Below are 18,294 nucleotides of genomic sequence, written 5' to 3' on the forward strand. Positions count from 1 at the left end.
GTGGTGGCGGCTCCGCCGGGTGCGGGAGCGCCGGGCGGCGGGCCGCCGGTGACGGCGGACGTCGCCCTCGGGGCGCTCCGGTGCCTGGCGGCCGACCGGAGCTTCGGGGAAGACGGGTTCGCCGGGTGGTACGGGACCAGGGCCGAGTGCGTCAGGGCGGTGCTGGACGCCCTGCTCGCGGGCGTCGACTCCCCTTCCCTCGGGCGCCTGGCCGGCCTCGGGCGCAACGAACTCGACGCGGTGGACGAGCTGTTCGACAGCGTGCTGGAGGAACTGGGACTGGTCCCGCTGACTCCGGAGAGCGTCGCGGCGGCCCGCTGGACGATGGCCCGGTGGTGGGCCGGCCGGATCGTGCGCGGGAACCTGGACGCGGTGGACGGTGCCCGGCTGATCCTGGACCGGGCGGCGTGCGAGCTGGAGGGTCCGCGCCCGGAAGTGTTCGCGCCCTTCGGGGACGTCCTGGGGGAACTGTGGGACGAGGGCCGCGGTGACGTTCCCGCGAGCCGGGAGCAGCGGGACGCCCTCGTGGCCGCGGCCCGGCGGCTGGCCGGTGGCGCGGCCCCGCCCCGCCCCCGGCCCTGACCCCCGCCCCTGACCCGCGCCCCGCCCCACCCGCTTCGGCGTGCGGGGCCGGGCAGGACATACTGGAGGCATGGCCTTGATCAACCCCAGCATCCTGTCCGCAGACTTCGCCCGGCTCGCCGAGGAGGCGAAGGCCGTCGAGGGCGCCGACTGGCTGCACGTCGACGTGATGGACAACCACTTCGTGCCGAACCTGACGCTGGGCGCCCCGGTCGTCGAGGCGCTGAGCAAGGCGACGGACACCCCGCTCGACCTGCACCTGATGATCGAGGACCCGGACCGCTGGGCGCCGCAGTACATCGAGGCGGGAGCCGGGTCGGTGACCTTCCACGCGGAGGCGGCGGCCGCGCCCGTACGCCTGGCCCGGGAGATCAGGGCCAAGGGCGCGCGGGCGTCGATGGCGCTCAAGCCGGCCACGCCGGTCGAGCCGTACGAGGACCTGCTGCCCGAGCTGGACATGCTGCTGATCATGACCGTGGAGCCGGGCTTCGGCGGCCAGGCGTTCCTGGACATCATGCTGCCGAAGATCCGCCGCACCCGGGAGCTGATCTCCAAGCACGGCCTGGAGATGTGGCTCCAGGTGGACGGCGGCGTCTCGGCGGCCACGATCGAGCGGTGCGCGGAGGCCGGCGCGGACGTGTTCGTGGCGGGCTCGGCGGTGTACGGCGCGGACGACCCGGCCAAGGCGGTGCGCGAGCTGCGCGCGCAGGCCGAGTCCGCGACGGCCGGGGCGGGCCGGGGCTGCGCCCACTGATGCCGGGGCGCCCGCGGGAAGCGACCGCGGGTGCCGGGCGCCGCACGGGGCGGGCCGGGACCGCGCGCACGGATCCCCGCCCGCCGGTGTTTCTTGGCGTTGCCGCAACCGAGCGTTCACGACGGCGGGAGCGGTGATGGTCCCCGACCACCTCGGGTTTCTGCAAGGATGAGCAAAGACTCGATCAGGTGCGCACAAGGGGAGAATCTCGTGGTTGCCAGCCGCCCGCAGTCCGCAATGGGCCCCGCCGAGCTGGTGCAGGCCGCGGCCATGGCCCGCCGCTTCTATCTGGAGGGGAAGTCCAAGATCCAGATCGCCGAGGAGTTCGGCGTCAGCCGCTTCAAGGTCGCCCGGGTGCTGGAGACGGCGCTGGAGCGTGACCTCGTGCGGATCGAGATCCGGGTCCCCGCCGAGCTGGACGCCGAACGGTCCGACGCGCTGCGGGCCCGCTACGGCCTGCGCCACGCGGTCGTCGTGGAGTCGCCCGCCGACGCCGCCGACGACGCGCCGGACCCGGAGAACCTCGGCGAGGTCGCGGCCGACCTGCTCGGCGAACTGGTCACCGAGGGCGACGTGCTCGGGCTGGCCTGGGGCCGGTCGACCATCCACATGGCGGCCGCGCTGCACCGGCTCCCGCCGTGCACGGTCGTGCAGCTGACCGGCGTGTACGACGCGGGCACCGCGGACCGCGGCTCGGTCGAGGCGGTGCGCAGGGCGGCCGACGTCGCCGGCGGCGAGGCGCACCCCATCTACGCGCCGATGCTGCTGCCCGACTCGGCGACCGCCGCCGCGCTGCGCGGCCAGACCGGCATCGCCCGCGCGTTCGAGTACTTCGACAAGGTCACCGTCGCCTGTGTCTCCATCGGGTCCTGGGCGCCGGGCATCTCCACCGTCTACGACATGCTCTCGGAGCAGGAGCGGGAGCACTACGCCTCGCTGGGGGCCGCCGCCGAGATGTCCGCGCACCTCTTCGACGCCGAGGGCCGCCGCATCGGGCGGGACCTGGGCGAGCGGTGCATCACGGTCGAGGCGGACCGGCTGCGGCGCATCCCCGAGGTCGTGGCCATCGCGGGCGGCCGACAGAAGGCGGCGGCGATCGGCGCGGTGCTGCGCTCCGGGCTGGTGACCAGCCTGGTGACGGACACGGCCGCCGCCGACCACCTGCTGCTGGAGACCGGTCCCGGCCCGCGTCCCGCGCTGGAGCGGGCGGACCCCGACGGCGCCTGAGGCACCGGCCCGCCAGGGAAGTGATCTTGTACGGGGTGCGGGCGCGCACCCCGTGCGGCGCTGTGACAGCATCGGCGCATGGTGATCCGCTCCGCTCCGCGCGCGGCCGCCGGCGTACTCGCTGCGCTGGTGGCCTGCCTTCTGCTGTTGGTGTCCGGCTGTTCCGGAGGCGGTGGCGGCAAGGGGGGCGCGAAGCCCACGAGCGGGGCGCCGTCGGCGGGCGCCACCGCGCCGGGCTGGGCCGCCGGCATGGCGACCGTACCGGCCGGGAAGCTGCCCGAGCAGGCCCGCGACACGCTGCGCCTGATCGACGCGCACGGCCCGTTCCCTTACCCGAAGGACGGCACGGTCTTCGGCAACCACGAGCGGCAGCTGCCCAAGCAGCAGCGCGGCTACTACCACGAGTACACGGTGCGCACCCCGGGTTCGAAGGACCGCGGCGCGCGGCGCATCGTCACCGGTGACCGCCACGAGACGTACTACACCGAAGACCACTACCGGACCTTCAAGGCGGTGCTCCGATGACGGCTCCCGTGCCCCGGCCGCTCGCGGCGGTGCTCGACGGCAGTACACCCCCGGGGGTGGTGCCCTGGCCGCCCGACCGGCCCGTGGACGAAGCCCTGGACGCGGCGCGCGCGGCCGGCTGGCACGGCGCGCTGCTCGACCTCCGGGGGGTCGCGGACAAGGCGGGTTTCATGGACCGCTGCGCGCGGGCGCTGCGGCTGCCCGACTGGTTCGGACGCAACTGGGACGCGCTCGCGGACTGCCTGACCGACCTGTCGTGGTGCCCGCCGGACCGCGGCCGGGTGCTGGTCGTGAGCGGCTGGCAGGGGTACGCGGCGGCCGCGCCGGACGACTGGGGCACCGTGGAGGAGATCGTCGCGGACGCGGTGGCGTTCTGGCGCGACACGGACACCGGGCTGGTGGTCGTGCTGGCGAGCGGCCGGTCGCCGGAGGCAGGGGACGCGGCGGGGTGACGAAGGGGGAGCGGCCGGGCACGACGGGGACGCGCCTGGCGGCGTGCGGGGCGGCCGTCCTGACGGTCGCCGCGGGGCTGGGCATCCGGGCCGGCGCCGCCCGCGCGGGGCTCGGCGGCGACGTCGCCAAGTACGCGGGCGACGCGCTGTACACCGTGCTCGTACAGACGCTGGTGGTGCTGGCCGCGCCCCGCGTCCGCCCGGCGACCGCGGCCGTGAGTGCGCTGGCGATCAGCTGGGCGGTGGAGTTCGCGCAGCTCAGCGACGTACCGGCGAAGCTTTCCCGGCACAGCGTGGTGGCCCGTCTGGTGCTCGGGACGACCTTCAACGCGCCGGACCTGTTCTGGTACGCGGTGGGTGCCGCGGGCGCCTGGGCGGTGCACGCGTGGGGGAGGGCGCGGCGCGGCCCGGCCCTGGCGTGAGCCGGGCCCGTGCCCAGGACCGGACAGGCCGGCGGGATGTTTCACCTGCCCGCCGCCGGGCACCGAGGTGCGGCGGGAGGTGAGGCGGTGGCCGAGGTACTGCTCCTGTTGGTGGCGTTGGCGCTCACGCTGGCCTGTGCCGTGTTCGTGGCCGCGGAGTTCTCGCTGACGACGGTCGAGCGCAGCGAGGTGGAGCGGGCCGCGGAGGCGGGGGAGCGCGGTGCCGACAGTGTGCTGAGCGCCGTGCGCGCGCTCGCGTTCCAGCTGTCCGGGGCCCAACTGGGCATCACCGTGACCTCGCTGGTCATCGGCATGCTGGCCGAACCCTCGCTCGCGGCGCTGCTGCGCGGCCCGCTGGCGGCGGCCGGGCTGCCGCGGACGGTGGCCCCCGGCGTCGCGTCGGCACTGGGCGTCGGCGTGTCCACGGTGGTGCTGATGGTCGTCGGCGAACTGGTGCCCAAGAACTGGGCGATTTCCCGGCCGCTGGCGGTGGCCCGCGTGGTGGCGGGCCCGCAGCGGGCCTTCAGCGCCGCCTTCGCGCCGTTCATCCGCCATCTGAACCACTCCGCCAACCGGCTGGTGCGGCGCCTCGGCCTGGAGCCGGCCGAGGAACTGGCCTCCTCTCGCAGCCCGGCCGAACTGGTGTCGCTGGCCCGGTATTCGGCACAGGAAGGCGCGCTGCCGGCCGACTCGGCGGAACTCTTCGTACGGACCCTGCACCTGGGCGAGCTGACCGCGCAGAACGTCATGACGCCGCGGGTCGCCGTACGGGCCCTGGAGACGCGCGCCACGGCCGCCGACGCGGCCACGCTGACCCTGGCCACCGGGCTCTCCCGCTTCCCCGTCTACCGCGGCAGCCTGGACGAGGTCGTCGGCACCGTCCACATCAGGGACGTGCTCGCCCTCGCCCCGGACGAGCGGGCCGCCACCGGCGTCGCCGAGCTGGCGGCCGAGCCCGTGCTCGTACCGGAGACGCTGCCCGTCGACCGGCTGCTGGACCGGCTGCGCACGGTCCGCACGATGGCCGTGGTGGTCGACGAGTACGGCGGTACGGCCGGCATCGTCACCCTGGAGGACATCGTCGAGGAGATCGTCGGCGACGTACGGGACGAGCACGACCCGGAGGAGGGCCCGGACCTGCTGCGGACCGGGGCGCGGAGCTGGGAGGCGGACGGCGGGGTGCGCCTGGACGGGCTGGCCGGGATCGGCCTGGAGGTGCCCGAAGGGCCGTACGAGACGCTCGCCGGACTGCTCGCGACCCGGCTGGGCCGGATTCCGGAGAACGGCGACGAGGTGCCGGTGGAGGGCTGGGCGCTGACCGTGCTGAAAGTGCGGCGGCACCGGGCGGAGCGGGTGCGGGTGACCGCGCCGGACGGCTCGCCGGCGACGGGAGCCCGGTCGGGCGACGGCGGGAGGGGGCGGCCGTGACCGCACTCCGACTGGCGGTCGCCGCGCTGACCCTGCTGAGCAACGCCTTCTTCGTCGGCGGCGAATTCGCGATGATCTCCGTGCGGCGCAGCCAGATCGACCCGCGTGCCAGGGCAGGGGACCGCCGGGCCGCCCGGGTACTGTGGGGCCTGGAACACCTCTCCGAGGTGCTCGCCACCGCCCAACTGGGCGTCACCGCCTCCTCGTTGCTGCTCGGCGCGATGGCCGAACCCGCCATCGCGCACCTCGCGGAGCCGGTCTTCGGCGCGGTGCACGTGCCGCACGGACTCGTCCACCCGATCGCGTTCGTGCTCGCGCTGACCCTCGCCACGTACCTGCACATGCTCGTCGGCGAGATGGTGCCCAAGAACATCGCCCTGGCCGCCCCCGAACGCACCGCACTGCTGCTGGGGCCGCCGCTGGTGGCCCTCACCCGCGCGCTGCGCCCCGTCGTCGTCAGCATCAACGCGCTCGCCAACGCCCTGCTGCGGCTCGCCAGGACCGAGCCCAAAAACGAGGTCGCCGCCGCCTTCACGGACGAGGAACTCGCCCGCATCGTCCAGGAGTCCCGGCACGCCGGGCTGCTCTCCGACACCGGCGGCGAGCGGCTGCGGGACGCGCTGGAGCTCGGGCAGCGGCCCGTCGGCAAGCTCCTCGTGCCGCTGCCGAAGATGGTCACCGTCGACCGGGACGTCACCCCCGACCAGCTCGAACGCGCCGCGACCGCCGCCGGCTTCTCCCGGCTGCCGGTCACCGGGCCGAACGGTACGGTGCTGGGCTACCTGCACGTCAAGGACACTCTCGGCGTCATCGACCGCGACCGGCCGTTCCCCCGCGACGCGCTGCGCCCGGTGCCCAGGGTCCGCTGCGACACGCCGCTGGACGACACGCTGACCACGATGCGGGCGAGCGGGACGCAACTGGCCGCCGTCGGCGACGAGCAGGGCGTGGTGCTCGGCTTCGTCACCATGACCGACGTGCTGGGGGAGCTGGTGGGGCCCGCCCCGGCCCGCCGGGACAGGCCCCGGCACGGCAGCACCGGCGCCGGCACCGGCGGCCCGGACGTCACACCGTGAACCGGTCCGGGTCCGCCGCCGCCCAGTCCGCCGCCCAGTCCTCGGGCGGCCCGTCGAGCAGCTGCCCGGGCTCCAGCCAGCTGTACAGCTCGGCGTACGACCTGACCGTGTCGGGCCCGACACGGCTGCGCAGCATGTGCGGGCGCAGCTCGCCCGGCTCCCGCACGCCCATCGCCGCCATGATCTGCAGGGCGCTGCGGACCGTCGCCCGCTGATAGCGGTGCACGCGCTCCGACTTGTCGCCGACGACCAGCGCGCGGGTGCGCCGCGGGTCCTGCGTCGTGACGCCGACCGGGCAGCGGTTGGTGTGGCAGCGCTGCGCCTGGATGCAGCCGACCGCGAACATCATCGCGCGGGCCGCGTTGGTGTAGTCCGCGCCCTGCGCGATGCGCTTGACGATGTCGCTGCCGGCGGCGACCTTCCCGCTCGCGCCGATCTTGATACGGTCCCGCAGGCCGCTGCCCACCAGCGCGTTGTGCACCGTGATCAGACCCTCGGTCAGCGGGCTGCCCAGATGGTCGGCGAACTCCAGCGGCGCCGCGCCGGTGCCGCCCTCCGCGCCGTCCACGATGATGAAGTCCGGGGTGACGCCCTCGGCCCGCATCGCCTTGCACACCGCAAGGAACTGCTGCCGGGAGCCGACGCACAGCTTGAACCCCACCGGTTTGCCGTCCGCCAGCTCGCGCATCCGGGCCAGGAAGCCGACCAGTTCGCGCGGCGTGCCGAACGCCCGGTGGTACGGCGGCGAGACGACCGTCTCGCCCTCCGGCACCTCGCGCACCCGGGCGATCTCGGCGTTGACCTTCCCGCCGGGCAGCACGCCGCCCAGGCCCGGCTTGGCGCCCTGCGACAGCTTCAGTGACACGCACTTGACCTGGTCGTGCGCGGCCTTGTCGGCGAACTCGCGCGCGTCGAAGTCCCCGTCGCGGGTGCGGCAGCCGAAGTAGCCGGTGCCGATCTCCCACACGAGGTCGCCGCCGTGCCGCAAGTGGTACTCCGACAGCCCGCCCTCGCCGGTGTCCTGCGCGAAACCGCCCAGCGCTGCGCCGCGGTTGAGGGCCAGGATCGCGTTGCCCGAGAGCGAGCCGAAGCTCATCGCCGAGACGTTGAGCAGCGCCATGTCGTACGGCCGGGTGCAGTCGGGGCCGCCGATGCGCACGGCCGGCGGCTCGTCCGGCACCGGCTTCGGCGCCATGGACGGGACCAGGAACTCGTACCCGCCGCCGTACATGTCCCGCTCGCTGCCGAACGGCGCCTCGTCCTCGGTGCCCTTGGCACGCTCGTAGACGATGTTGCGTACGTCGCGGTCGTAGGGGCGGCCGTCGTAGTTGCGCTCGACGAAGTACTGCTGCATCTCGGGCCGCACGCTCTCCAGGAGATAGCGCAGCCGGCCGATCAGCGGATAGTTGCGCAGCACCGAGTGCCGGCGCTGGAAGGCGTCGTGCACGCCCAGGGCGGCGAGCGCCAGCACGGGGCCGGCGGCCGCCCACCACCAGGGCGAGACGAGCAGGGCGAGCACCGCCAGGGCGGCGCCGATCAGGGCGGGGACGAGGACAACCGACAGTCGCAGCACACCCACGAGTCAATCGGATACCGCGGCGGAACGGGAAGGGCGACATGCCTGGTCGTGGCCGCGGCCGGGGTGCTCGGCGCGGGTGCGGACGGCGGTGGGCGGCGCGTGGCTGCGGTACTGCCGGGGCAGGCTGGGCTCCAGCTCGACGAGGACCAGGGCCACGTCGTCGTCCTGGGCGCCGTGGGTGTGCCGGCACATCGTCGCCAGCACCGTCTCGATCGCGTCGTTCAGGTCCGGCATCGAGCAGGCCGGCAGCAGGCCGGCCAGGTCGAGCATCGTGCCGTCGGGGTCGCGGGCCTCGGCGAGGCCGTCGGTGTAGAGCAGCAGCCGGTCCCCGGGAACCAGCTCCACTTCCTGTACGCGCGGCACCGGGTGCAGCCCGATGGGCGTGGTCGGCTCGGCGGGGGTGAGCAGGACGGGCGGGCCCGCGACGGGCAGGTGCAGCGGCGGGTGGTGGCCGCAGTTGGCCAGCCGGAGGCGGCCGGGGGAGATCTCGGCGATCACGGCGGTGATGAAGTCCTCGGGGCCGAGGTCGTCGATCAGCCGCCGGTCGGTCTCCTCGACCACCTCGGCGAGGTTGGCGCGGGTGTAGGCGCAGTCGCGGAAGTGCCCTATCGCGGCGGCGGACAGGCGGACCGCCTCCAGGCCCTTGCCGCGTACGTCGCCGATCAGCACCCGCAGCCCGCTGGGGGTGTCGGCGAAGGCGTACAGGTCGCCGCCGATGACGGCGCGCGGCGCCGCTGAGCGGTAGCGGGCGCAGACCGAGGCGCCGCTGACCCGGAAGGAGGTCGGCCGCAGGATGGCGCGCTGGGCGGTGGCGGCGACTCCGGCGAGCTGGCTGTCCAGGACGGCCTGCCGGTCGGAGGCCCAGGTCGCGTAGGCCGCGGCGGCGGCGAGCACGGTCAGGGTCAGCAGCTGGTCGGTGCGGCCCAGCGTCCGCTCGTGCCAGGCGACGGCCAGGCCGAGGAACAGGGCGGTGAAGGAGACCGCCGCCGTACAGGCTCCTTCGAGTCTCGTCGCGGCCACCAGCGGACCGATCAGCAGCAGCCCGGCCAGGCTGACGCCGGGCCCCAGGGCCAGGTCGCAGGCGGCGATGGCGGCCGACGCCACGGCCGTGAGCAGCAGCAGGGCACCCTGTCGGACTCCGCGCATGTCCTCCCCTTCCCCCACGGTCGAGGCGGCGGCGCCCGGACGGCCGGGCTCCCCGCGCGACGCGGTTACTGTACGTATTGAACTGCGAAGTGCTCGCCCGGACTCCCGGTGGCCCGGCGGCCGCCGCGGATCGACACCCGAGACGGCCTGTACACGGTTCTACCCACCCGTTGGCCAGCGAGAACCTCTCGGGCGGTCATATGGTCGGATCGGCGTGGAACCGCAGGTATCCGGCCGTCCGGGCCATCGAAGACCGGCCAGGATGGCTACGCAGAGTCACCGTGTTGCGGACGGTGAGAGCCCTCCGCCGGGGGCGGTGCGGCGGGGCCCGGGGAACACCGGTTCGCCCCGGACCGCACTCATCAGGGATGATGTCCTAGGAGCCGCATCCTGACCGGTGCCGGTTCGGAGCTGACTCCCCACCCGCCCGAGCAGTGAATTCGCAGGTGAGAGAGCCAGTATGAAGTTTCTGAACGATGCCAAGCCGCCGTACGACCTGACGTACGACGACGTGTTCATGGTGCCCGGCCGCTCCGCGGTGGGCTCCCGTCAGGGCGTGGACCTGTCCTCGCCGGACGGCACCGGCACGACCATCCCCCTGGTGGTCGCCAACATGACCGCGATCGCCGGCCGCCGGATGGCCGAGACGGTCGCCCGCCGCGGCGGCCTGGTCGTCATCCCGCAGGACATCCCGATCGAGGTCGTCACCGACGTCGTCGGCTGGGTCAAGCGCCGCCACCTGGTGCTGGACACGCCGATCGTGCTGTCCCCGGTCTCCACGGTCGCCGACGCCCTGTCGCTGCTGCCCAAGCGGGCGCACGGCGCCGGAATCGTCGTCGAGGGCGGCCGCCCCGTCGGCATCGTCACCGAGCACGACCTGGCCGGCGTGGACCGCTTCACCCAGGTCTCCGAGGTCATGTCCAAGGACCTCCTGGTCCTGGACGCGGACATCGACCCGCGCGAGGCGTTCAACCAGCTCGACGCGGCCAACCGCAAGCTGGCCCCTGCGGTCGACGCGGACGGCATGCTGGCCGGCATCCTGACCCGCAAGGGCGCGCTCCGCGCGACCCTGTACAAGCCCGCCACGGACGCCGAAGGCAAGCTGCGCATCGCCGCCGCCGTGGGCATCAACGGCGACGTGGCCGGCAAGGCCAAGGCGCTGCTCGCGGCCGGTGTGGACACCCTCGTGGTGGACACCGCGCACGGCCACCAGGAGTCGATGATCAGCGCGGTCAAGGCCGTGCGGGCGCTGGACCCCCAGGTCCCGATCGTGGCCGGCAACATCGTCGCCGCCGCGGGCGTGCGCGACCTGATCGAGGCCGGTGCCGACATCATCAAGGTCGGCGTGGGCCCGGGCGCGATGTGCACCACCCGCATGATGACCGGCGTGGGCCGCCCGCAGTTCTCCGCCGTCCTGGAGTGCGCCGCCGAGGCGAAGAAGTTCGGCAAGCACGTCTGGGCCGACGGCGGCGTGCGCCACCCGCGCGACGTGGCGATGGCGCTGGCCGCCGGCGCGTCCAACGTCATGATCGGCTCCTGGTTCGCCGGTACGTACGAGTCGCCCGGCGACCTCCAGCACACCGCCGACGGCCGTCCGTACAAGGAGAGCTTCGGCATGGCCTCGGCGCGTGCGGTCCGCAACCGTACGAGTGAGGAATCCGCGTACGACCGGGCGCGCAAGGGCCTGTTCGAGGAGGGCATCTCCACCTCGCGGATGTTCGTCGACCCGGCGCGCCCGGGCGTCGAGGACCTGATCGACTCGATCATCGCGGGCGTCCGCAGCTCCTGCACGTACGCGGGCGCGGCCTCCCTGGAGGAGTTCGCCGAGAAGGCCGTCGTCGGCGTGCAGAGCGCCGCGGGCTACGCGGAGGGCAAGCCGCTGCACGCCAGCTGGAGCTGATCCGCCGCCCGTCAGGGCATCGCCTGCGCGGCCCCGTACCGAAACGCTTCGGTACGGGGCCGTTCGCGTTCGGGACGAACCCGTCGGTACCGTCCAAGCGGTGAGATTTGTCGTTTGTGCGCAACAAACGACCGGGCCTCGATCAGGTGCGCAACAAATATTCACGCTTGCGCAAGGATCCTGCATTACGGCGGCTCGCACCCGACCCGTACAGTCATGCGCTGTACGTGGAGTGGCGGGGACCGCCGGCTCAACGGTCCCCCCTTCTTTTCCGTGGGTTGTTTCGGCGTACCCGCGCACGGGGACCGCTGTCGGTCGTCCGCCACCTTGACCGGCAGCGATGAAGGAGCCACCCCTGTGTTGGAGCACGGCGCAGCCCCGCCCTCGGCGGGCAGCGACCCCCGGCCCCCCTCTTCCTCCGGGGGCCTCGGCGCCCGGCTGATGCGGCGCAAGCCGGTCGAGCGGCTGGTGGCCGAGGGCGGCCAGGGCGAGGGCGGTACCCTCCGCCGCTCGATGGGCATGTGGCAGCTGACCATGATCAGCATCGGTGCCACACTGGGCACCGGCATCTTCGTCGTCCTCGGTGACGCGGTGCCCAAGGCCGGCCCGGCCGTCATCGTCTCGTTCGTCATCGCCGGCATCACGGCCCTGTTCTCCGCGCTGTCCTACGCGGAGCTGGCCGGCTCCATCCCGGTCTCCGGCTCCTCGTACTCCTACGCCTACGCGACCCTCGGCGAGCTGGTCGCCTGGGTCTGCGGCTGGTGCCTGATCCTGGAGTACGGCGTCTCCGTGGCGGCCGTCGCCGTCGGCTGGGGCGAGTACCTCAACGAGCTGCTGTCCGGCACGATCGGCGTCACCCTCCCGGCCGCGCTGTCCGCGCCGCCCGGCGACGGCGGCGTCTTCAACCTCCCGGCGCTGATCGTCGTCCTGCTCGCCATGGTCTTCCTGCTGGGCGGCGCCAAGGAGAGCGCCCGCGCCAACGCCATCATGGTGACCGTCAAGATCATCGCGCTGCTGCTGTTCTGCGGCGTCGCCGTGCAGGGCATCTCCTCCGGCAACTACGCCAACTTCATGCCGCTGGGCATCGCCGGCGTCAGCGGCGCCGGAGCCACCCTCTTCTTCTCCTACATCGGCTTCGACGCCGCGTCCACCGCCGGTGAGGAGGCCAAGAACCCGCAGCGCGACCTGCCGCGCGCCATCATGCTGTCGCTGATCATCGTGACCGCGCTCTACTGCCTGGTCGCCGCGGTCGCCGTGGGCGCCAAGCCCTGGAAGAACTTCGAGGGCTCGGAGGCGGCGCTCGCCGGCATCATGAAGGACGTCACCGGCCAGAGCTTCTGGGCCGTACTGCTGGCCGCCGGCGCCGTCATCGCCATCGCCAGCGTCGTCCTGACAGTGCTGTACGGGCAGACCCGCATCCTGTTCGCGATGTCCCGCGACGGCCTGGTTCCGAAGGTGTTCGCCAAGGTCCACCCGAAGAGCGGCGTGCCGCGCGCCAACACCGTGATGGTCTCGCTGTTCTGCGGCGTCCTGGCCGCCGCCGTCCCGCTCGGCCAGCTCGCCGACGCCACCAGCATCGGCACCCTCTTCGCCTTCGCGCTCGTCAACATCGCGGTGATCGTGCTGCGGTTCACCCGCCCGGACATGCCGCGCAGCTTCCGCACGCCGCTGTCGCCGGTCTTCCCGGCGCTCGGCCTGCTGATGTGCCTGTACATGATGTACAGCCTCGAAGTCGTCACCTGGGTCGTCTTCGGTGTCTGGCTGGTCGTCGGGCTCGTGGTGTACTTCGTCTACGGCATGCGCCGCTCCCGATTGGCCACCGCAGAGAAGTGATCCACCCGCAGTGCGACAGATGAACGAACTCGACCAACGCATCGTCCACGCCCTGGCAGCGGACGCCCGGCGTTCCTACGCCGACATCGGGGCGGAGGTCGGACTCTCCGCCCCGGCGGTCAAACGCCGGGTGGACCGGCTGCGCGCCGAGGGCGCCATCACCGGCTTCACCGTACGGGTGGACCCGGCGGCGCTCGGCTGGGAGACCGAGGGGTTCATCGAGTTGTTCTGCCGCCGCAACACCTCCCCCGAGTCCATCCACCGCGGCCTGTCGCGCTACCCGGAAGTGGCGTCCGCCTCCACCGTCACCGGTGAGGCGGACGCCATCGTCCAGGTCTTCGCCTCCGACATGCGCCACTTCGAACGGGTGCTGGAGCGCATCGCGGGGGAGCCGTTCGTGGAACGGACGAAGTCGGTACTGGTCCTCTCGCCGCTCCTGCGGCGGTTCAGCTCGGGATCACCGGGCTGACCCCCGCGGCCCGGCCGCCGCTCTCGGGCGCTCCACCAGGTCAGAGACTCCACCAGGCCAGCGCTCCGCACAGGAGCAGCAGGGCGCAGACGCCGAGGTTGACCGCCTTGTAGGAGAGGAACACCGCGGCGAACTCGCGGATGGTGGCGCTGGGCCAGAAGTACGCGGCGGTGGGTGCGCCGACCACCTGGCCGTTGACGCCGGCCTGGCGGGCCAGGAGGGCGGCGCGCAGGACGTGGTAGTTGTTGGTCACGATCACGCAGCGGTAGCCCGGCACCGACGCCTCCATGATCTGCTTGCTGAACGCCAGGTTCTCCTCCGTCGTCCGGGACTTCTCCTCGCACAGGACGTGTTCCGCGGGGAAACCGCGCTCGACGAGGTAGGCGGCCATCGCCCGGGACTCGGGAAGCTGCTCGTCGGGACCCTGGCCGCCGGAGGCGAGCAGCACCGGCGGGCGGCCGCGCCGCGCCTGGCGCTCGTACACCGCGCGCCCCCGCTCCAGCCGACTGGCGAGCAGCGGCGGTACGCGCGTACCGCCGAGCAGCCCGGAGCCCAGCACCACCACGAAGTCCGCGTGGCGGCGCACCCGCAGCCGCCCGTACAGGAACGCGTAGCCGACGAAGCACAGGAAGAGGAAGGCGACGTAGCTGACGACGAGCAGCGTCGTGCCGGCGATGACGAGCAGGCCGCGCGACCCGGCGCTCACGGCGGTGATCAGCAGTGCGACGACGCCGAAGATCCCCAGTCCGGCCAGCAGCGACAGCAGGTTCGCCAGGCTCCGGCCCTCCTTGCGGAGCATCGTGACGCCGTTGAGGATCAGGAAGACCCCCAGGACGAGGGTGCCCAGCGCGGGCAGCAGGAGGATCAGCACGGTCACCACGTCCGCCGCCACCGACGGGGACCGCTGGAGCTGCAGCAGCATGGCCGGCACGAGGAAGAAGACGGTGAGGCCCAGGTACACGGCGTTGCTGAAGCGGCGCCGGTCGCGCAGCACACCGATAACGAACAGGGCGAAGAAGAAAGCCGGTAGGGCATACGCGAGCATGCGCACATCGTAGGCGGGCTGATCATATGCCCGGCACCGCTTGCGTTTTGGCCCTACCGGCCACCTTGTCGTCCGGTCGCGCGGTCTCGTGCGCGAAGTGGTGGCGGACGCCGTCAGCCCTCCGGCCGCTCCCACGGGACGACCGTGAAGCCGCCGCTCTCCACCGTCTCGAACGGCGCCGAACTGACGCACTTGGGGAGGTCCTTGGTTTCCCAGGGCCCCGCGGTGGCGGCCCAGCTGTAGCCGAGCCGGTCGTTGCGGCCCCGGTCGTGCACGGAGAAGCCGACGCGCTTGCCCTTGAGTCCGGGTATGTCGGTCTCGGTGACGATGCCGCTGGTCACCGCCACCTTGCCGCCCGTCACCAGGCAGTCGATACGGCCCTTGGCCCAGCCGCTCTCCGTGGCGCCCACGTGCCGGAAGGCGAACGTGCCGCGGGCGTCGAAGGGCGTCTGGTCCTTGCGGAAGCGGGCGTCGAAGGAGAAGCGGACGTCGTCGCCGTCGGCGCGGCGGAGCTTCGCCGACCCGGTCAGCCGCGGGTCTTCGGTATTCCCGCCGGCGGCGCTCGCCCCGCCGGCGGCCCGCACCGGGTGGGCGGCGTCTGCCGGGCTCGCGGCGAGCGCGGAGGACGTGGCTCCCGCGGCCAGCAGGGCTGCCGCGGAGAGGGCGAGGATGCGGCGTCTGCGGGCGGTCGGGCGGGTGCGGTCGGCGTTGCGGGTGCGGACAGAACGGTTCATCTCGGACTCTCCCCCGTCAGGATGCGTGAGCGTTCCCCGGCTTCCCGGGTGCCTCATACGATGCCGACCCGACCGCCCGCGCCGCATCGGACCCGGGGGTGACCTCCCTTGGCCATATGGGCGTATCCGCCGCCGGAGCCGTGCGACCGCGGGCGTACCGGAGTGCGCGGCCGCCGTACGTTCATCGCGTGACAAGGGCCCGCGCCACGTGCCGGAACGCGGAGCGCAACGAATCGCCGTACCGGCCGTACAACACGCAACGAATATCCCGGAGGGACGCAATGGTGGTGCCTTGTCCGGGGGGATCGGCAAACCGTACCGTCTAGGCGTCCGACCGATCCGGGCCGCCGCGGAGCCCAAGCACCCGCCCGGCCGCCCGGCCGTCCGCACGTCTCCCGAGGGGTCCCATGTCGTCGCTGCGCACCGCCCTGCTCCAAAGTTCGGGACGGCCCGGCGACGTCGCGTACAACCTGCGGGCCGTCGGGGACGCGGCGCGCGAGGCGGCGGCGGGCGGTGCCGGGCTGCTGGTCTGCCCGGAGCTGTTCCTGACCGGCTACGCCATCGGTGCGGACCTGCACAAGCTCGCCGAGCCCGCCGACGGCCCGGCCGCCCGGAGGGCGGCCCGAACAGCCGCCGAGCACGGCATCGCGGTGCTCTACGGCTACCCCGAGCGCGACGGCGCGGCGGTCTACAACTCGGCGCAGCTCATCGGCCCCGACGGCCAGCCGCTCGCCAACTACCGCAAGACCCACCTCTTCGGCTGTTTCGAGCGCGACTGGTTCACCCCGGGCGACGAGCCGGTCGTCCAGGCCGAGCTGGCCGGGCTGCGCATCGGCCTGATGATCTGCTACGACGTGGAGTTCCCCGAGAACGTCCGCGCCCACGCGCTCGCCGGCACCGACCTGCTGCTGGTGCCCACCGCCCAGCTGCACCCCTTCCAGTTCGTCGCCGAGTCGCTCGTACCGGTGCGGGCCTTCGAGAGCCAGCTCTACATCGCCTACGTCAACCGGGTCGGCCCGGAGGGCGAGTTCGAGTTCGTCGGCCTGAGCTGCCTGGCGGGTCCCGACGGCACCGTACGCGCCCGCGCCGGACGCGCCGAGGAGCTGGTGTTCGCCGACGTCGACGCCGGTCTCCTCAAGCGGTCGCGCGAGGACAACCCGTACCTCGCCGACCGGCGCCCCGGACTCTACGGCTCGCTCACCTGACCCCGGCACCGGAACCGCTTCCGGCACCGCCCGAACCACCCCCACAGCGGCGCCACCGCGCCGCCCGGACGCCTGCCCGCGCGCCCCCACACCCCACACCCCCCTCATGTACCTGCTTGCAAGGAGCCCGAACCGATGACCGTGCCCACCGCCGCCCACCACGCGGACGCCCAGCCGCCCATCACCATGTTCGGACCGGACTTCCCGTACGCGTACGACGACTTCCTCGCCCACCCGGCGGGCCTCGGCCAGGTGCCGGCGACCGAGCACGGCAAGGAGGTCGCCGTCATCGGCGGCGGCCTGTCCGGCATCATCACCGCCTACGAGCTGATGAAGATGGGTCTCAAGCCCGTCGTCTACGAGGCGGACCAGATAGGCGGCCGGCTGCGCACCGTCGGCTTCGAGGGCTGCGACCCGGGGCTGACCGCGGAGATGGGCGCGATGCGCTTCCCGCCGTCCTCCACCGCCCTCCAGCACTACATCGACCTGGTGGGCCTGGAGACCAAGCCGTTCCCCAACCCGCTCGCGCCCGGCACCCCGTCGACCGTCGTCGACCTCAAGGGCGAGTCGCACTACGCGCGCACCGTCGAGGACCTGCCCGAGGTCTACACCCAGGTCATGGACGCCTGGAACGCCTGCCTGGAGGAGGGCGCGGACTTCTCCGACATGAACCGCGCCATCCGCGAGCGCGACGTCCCGCGGATCCGCGAGATCTGGGCGCGGCTGGTGGAGAAGCTCGACAACCAGACCTTCTACGGCTACCTCTGCGACTCCACCGCCTTCAAGTCCTTCCGGCACCGGGAGATCTTCGGCCAGGTCGGCTTCGGCACCGGCGGCTGGGACACCGACTTCCCCAACTCCATCCTGGAGATCCTGCGCGTCGTCTACACCGAGGCCGACGACCACCACCGCGGCATCGTCGGCGGCAGCCAGCAGCTGCCGCTGCGCCTGTGGGAGCGCGAGCCGCAGAAGATCGTCCACTGGGCGCCGGGCACCTCGCTGTCCTCGCTGCACGACGGCACGCCGCGCCCGGCGGTCACCCGGATGGACCGCACGGCGGGCAACCGCGTCACCGTCACCGACGCGAGCGGCGACATCCGCACGTACGAGGCGGCCGTGTTCACCGCGCAGTCCTGGATGCTGCTCTCCAAGATCGCCTGTGACGACGCGCTGTTCCCCATCGACCACTGGACGGCGATGGAGCGCACCCACTACATGGAGTCCTCCAAGCTGTTCGTCCCGGTCGACCGGCCGTTCTGGCTGGACAAGGACGAGGAGACCGGCCGGGACGTGATGAGCATGACGCTCACCGACCGGATGACCCGCGGCACCTACCTGCTCGACGACGGCCCCGACAAGCCGGCCGTCATCTGCCTCTCCTACACGTGGTGCGACGACAGCCTCAAGTGGCTGCCGCTGAACGCCAACGACCGCATGGAGGTCATGCTCAAGTCGCTCTCGGAGATCTACCCGAAGGTCGACATCAGGAAGCACATCATCGGCAACCCGGTGACCGTCTCCTGGGAGAACGAGCCCTACTTCATGGGAGCGTTCAAGGCCAACCTGCCCGGCCACTACCGCTACCAGCGGCGGCTGTTCACCCACTTCATGCAGGACCGGCTGCCCGAGGACAAGCGCGGGGTCTTCCTGGCCGGCGACGACATCTCCTGGACGGCGGGCTGGGCCGAGGGCGCCGTGCAGACCGCGCTGAACGCGGTGTGGGGCGTGATGACGCACTTCGGCGGCAGCACCGACCGGACCAACCCCGGCCCCGGCGACGTGTACGACGAGATCGCGCCGGTCGAGCTGCCGGAGGACTGAGCGCGGGCGGGCGCACGAGGGCCGCGTACGGTACGCCGTACGCGGCCCTTCGCCGACCCGGAGACGTCTCGGCCCGGCGAAGTCAGCCTGGCGAAG

17 protein-coding genes are annotated in these 18,294 nt (G+C 72.9%); 13 read left to right on the top strand and 4 right to left on the bottom strand.

Translation table 11 applies throughout. The features are described from left to right. The 8 genes from ACH4OW_RS04580 (at position 1) to ACH4OW_RS04615 (ending at position 6,466) form a co-directional block, all read left to right on the top strand. Positions 1-582 carry a hypothetical protein gene (locus tag ACH4OW_RS04580; RefSeq protein WP_398024899.1) on the top strand — a complete coding sequence of 194 codons (582 nt, stop codon included), beginning with the start codon at positions 1-3 and terminating at the stop codon, positions 580-582. A gap of 70 nt (positions 583-652) precedes the next feature. Continuing rightward, positions 653-1,336, top strand: a complete 684-nt coding sequence (gene rpe / locus ACH4OW_RS04585; protein WP_360135855.1) for a ribulose-phosphate 3-epimerase — start codon at positions 653-655, stop codon at positions 1,334-1,336. Positions 1,337-1,573: 237 nt separating this feature from the next. Continuing rightward, positions 1,574-2,563 carry a sugar-binding transcriptional regulator gene (locus ACH4OW_RS04590; RefSeq protein WP_398025234.1) on the top strand — a complete coding sequence of 330 codons (990 nt, stop codon included), beginning with the start codon at positions 1,574-1,576 and terminating at the stop codon, positions 2,561-2,563. Positions 2,564-2,641: 78 nt separating this feature from the next. After that, entirely contained in the window at positions 2,642-3,088 is a 447-nt protein-coding gene (locus tag ACH4OW_RS04595; RefSeq protein WP_398024902.1) for a ribonuclease domain-containing protein, read from the top strand. Beyond that, positions 3,085-3,540: a barstar family protein gene (locus ACH4OW_RS04600; protein WP_398024904.1), complete on the top strand. Its 456-nt coding sequence runs from the start codon at positions 3,085-3,087 to the stop codon at positions 3,538-3,540. The genes ACH4OW_RS04595 and ACH4OW_RS04600 overlap by 4 nt, the downstream gene beginning before the upstream one ends. Continuing rightward, positions 3,537-3,962 carry a DUF2809 domain-containing protein gene (locus tag ACH4OW_RS04605; RefSeq protein ID WP_398024906.1) on the top strand — a complete coding sequence of 142 codons (426 nt, stop codon included), beginning with the start codon at positions 3,537-3,539 and terminating at the stop codon, positions 3,960-3,962. The genes ACH4OW_RS04600 and ACH4OW_RS04605 overlap by 4 nt, the downstream gene beginning before the upstream one ends. A gap of 87 nt (positions 3,963-4,049) precedes the next feature. After that, positions 4,050-5,390, top strand: coding sequence for a hemolysin family protein (locus ACH4OW_RS04610; RefSeq protein WP_398024908.1), 1,341 nt, complete (start codon positions 4,050-4,052; stop codon positions 5,388-5,390). Next, complete coding sequence (locus ACH4OW_RS04615) at positions 5,387-6,466, top strand: hemolysin family protein (RefSeq protein ID WP_398024910.1); 1,080 nt, start codon at positions 5,387-5,389, stop codon at positions 6,464-6,466. The genes ACH4OW_RS04610 and ACH4OW_RS04615 overlap by 4 nt, the downstream gene beginning before the upstream one ends. Here the strand turns inward: ACH4OW_RS04615 and ACH4OW_RS04620 are convergent. Next, positions 6,456-8,030 (bottom strand): FMN-binding glutamate synthase family protein, encoded by a 1,575-nt coding sequence (locus ACH4OW_RS04620; RefSeq protein ID WP_398025235.1) that lies wholly within the window; start codon positions 8,028-8,030, stop codon positions 6,456-6,458. The genes ACH4OW_RS04615 and ACH4OW_RS04620 overlap by 11 nt on opposite strands. An 18-nt stretch (positions 8,031-8,048) precedes the next feature. Further along, the gene (locus ACH4OW_RS04625; protein ID WP_398024912.1) at positions 8,049-9,191 is read right to left on the bottom strand and encodes a PP2C family protein-serine/threonine phosphatase; all 1,143 of its coding nucleotides are present in this window, start codon (positions 9,189-9,191) and stop codon (positions 8,049-8,051) included. 460 nt (positions 9,192-9,651) lie between these two features. On the opposite strand from ACH4OW_RS04625, the gene ACH4OW_RS04630 reads away from it, so the two are divergent. The 3 genes from ACH4OW_RS04630 to ACH4OW_RS04640 all read left to right on the top strand — a co-directional run bounded on the left by ACH4OW_RS04630 (position 9,652) and on the right by ACH4OW_RS04640 (position 13,393). Beyond that, positions 9,652-11,091 (top strand): GuaB1 family IMP dehydrogenase-related protein, encoded by a 1,440-nt coding sequence (locus ACH4OW_RS04630; protein WP_360135869.1) that lies wholly within the window; start codon positions 9,652-9,654, stop codon positions 11,089-11,091. Between the two features lie 357 nt (positions 11,092-11,448). Further along, entirely contained in the window at positions 11,449-12,924 is a 1,476-nt protein-coding gene (locus ACH4OW_RS04635; protein WP_398024915.1) for an amino acid permease, read from the top strand. 19 nt (positions 12,925-12,943) lie between these two features. Next, positions 12,944-13,393, top strand: coding sequence for an Lrp/AsnC family transcriptional regulator (locus ACH4OW_RS04640; protein WP_398024918.1), 450 nt, complete (start codon positions 12,944-12,946; stop codon positions 13,391-13,393). 40 nt (positions 13,394-13,433) lie between these two features. On the opposite strand, the gene ACH4OW_RS04645 is transcribed toward ACH4OW_RS04640, so the two are convergent. Both ACH4OW_RS04645 and ACH4OW_RS04650 read right to left on the bottom strand, forming a co-directional pair. Further along, positions 13,434-14,438 carry a YdcF family protein gene (locus ACH4OW_RS04645; RefSeq protein ID WP_360135875.1) on the bottom strand — a complete coding sequence of 335 codons (1,005 nt, stop codon included), beginning with the start codon at positions 14,436-14,438 and terminating at the stop codon, positions 13,434-13,436. A gap of 113 nt (positions 14,439-14,551) precedes the next feature. Further along, complete coding sequence (locus ACH4OW_RS04650; protein ID WP_398024920.1) at positions 14,552-15,172, bottom strand: hypothetical protein; 621 nt, start codon at positions 15,170-15,172, stop codon at positions 14,552-14,554. A 407-nt stretch (positions 15,173-15,579) separates the two neighbouring features. Here ACH4OW_RS04650 and ACH4OW_RS04655 point away from each other — a divergent pair, with 407 nt between their 5' ends. Further along, on the top strand, positions 15,580-16,377 hold the full coding sequence (locus ACH4OW_RS04655) for a carbon-nitrogen hydrolase family protein (RefSeq protein WP_398024923.1): 798 nt from the start codon (positions 15,580-15,582) through the stop codon (positions 16,375-16,377). A gap of 135 nt (positions 16,378-16,512) precedes the next feature. Next, complete coding sequence (locus tag ACH4OW_RS04660) at positions 16,513-18,198, top strand: NAD(P)/FAD-dependent oxidoreductase (protein ID WP_360135881.1); 1,686 nt, start codon at positions 16,513-16,515, stop codon at positions 18,196-18,198. Positions 18,199-18,294: the final 96 nt, after the last annotated feature.

The organism is Streptomyces sp. NPDC017056 (genome assembly GCF_044332485.1).
Taxonomy (GTDB): Bacteria; Actinomycetota; Actinomycetes; order Streptomycetales; family Streptomycetaceae; genus Streptomyces.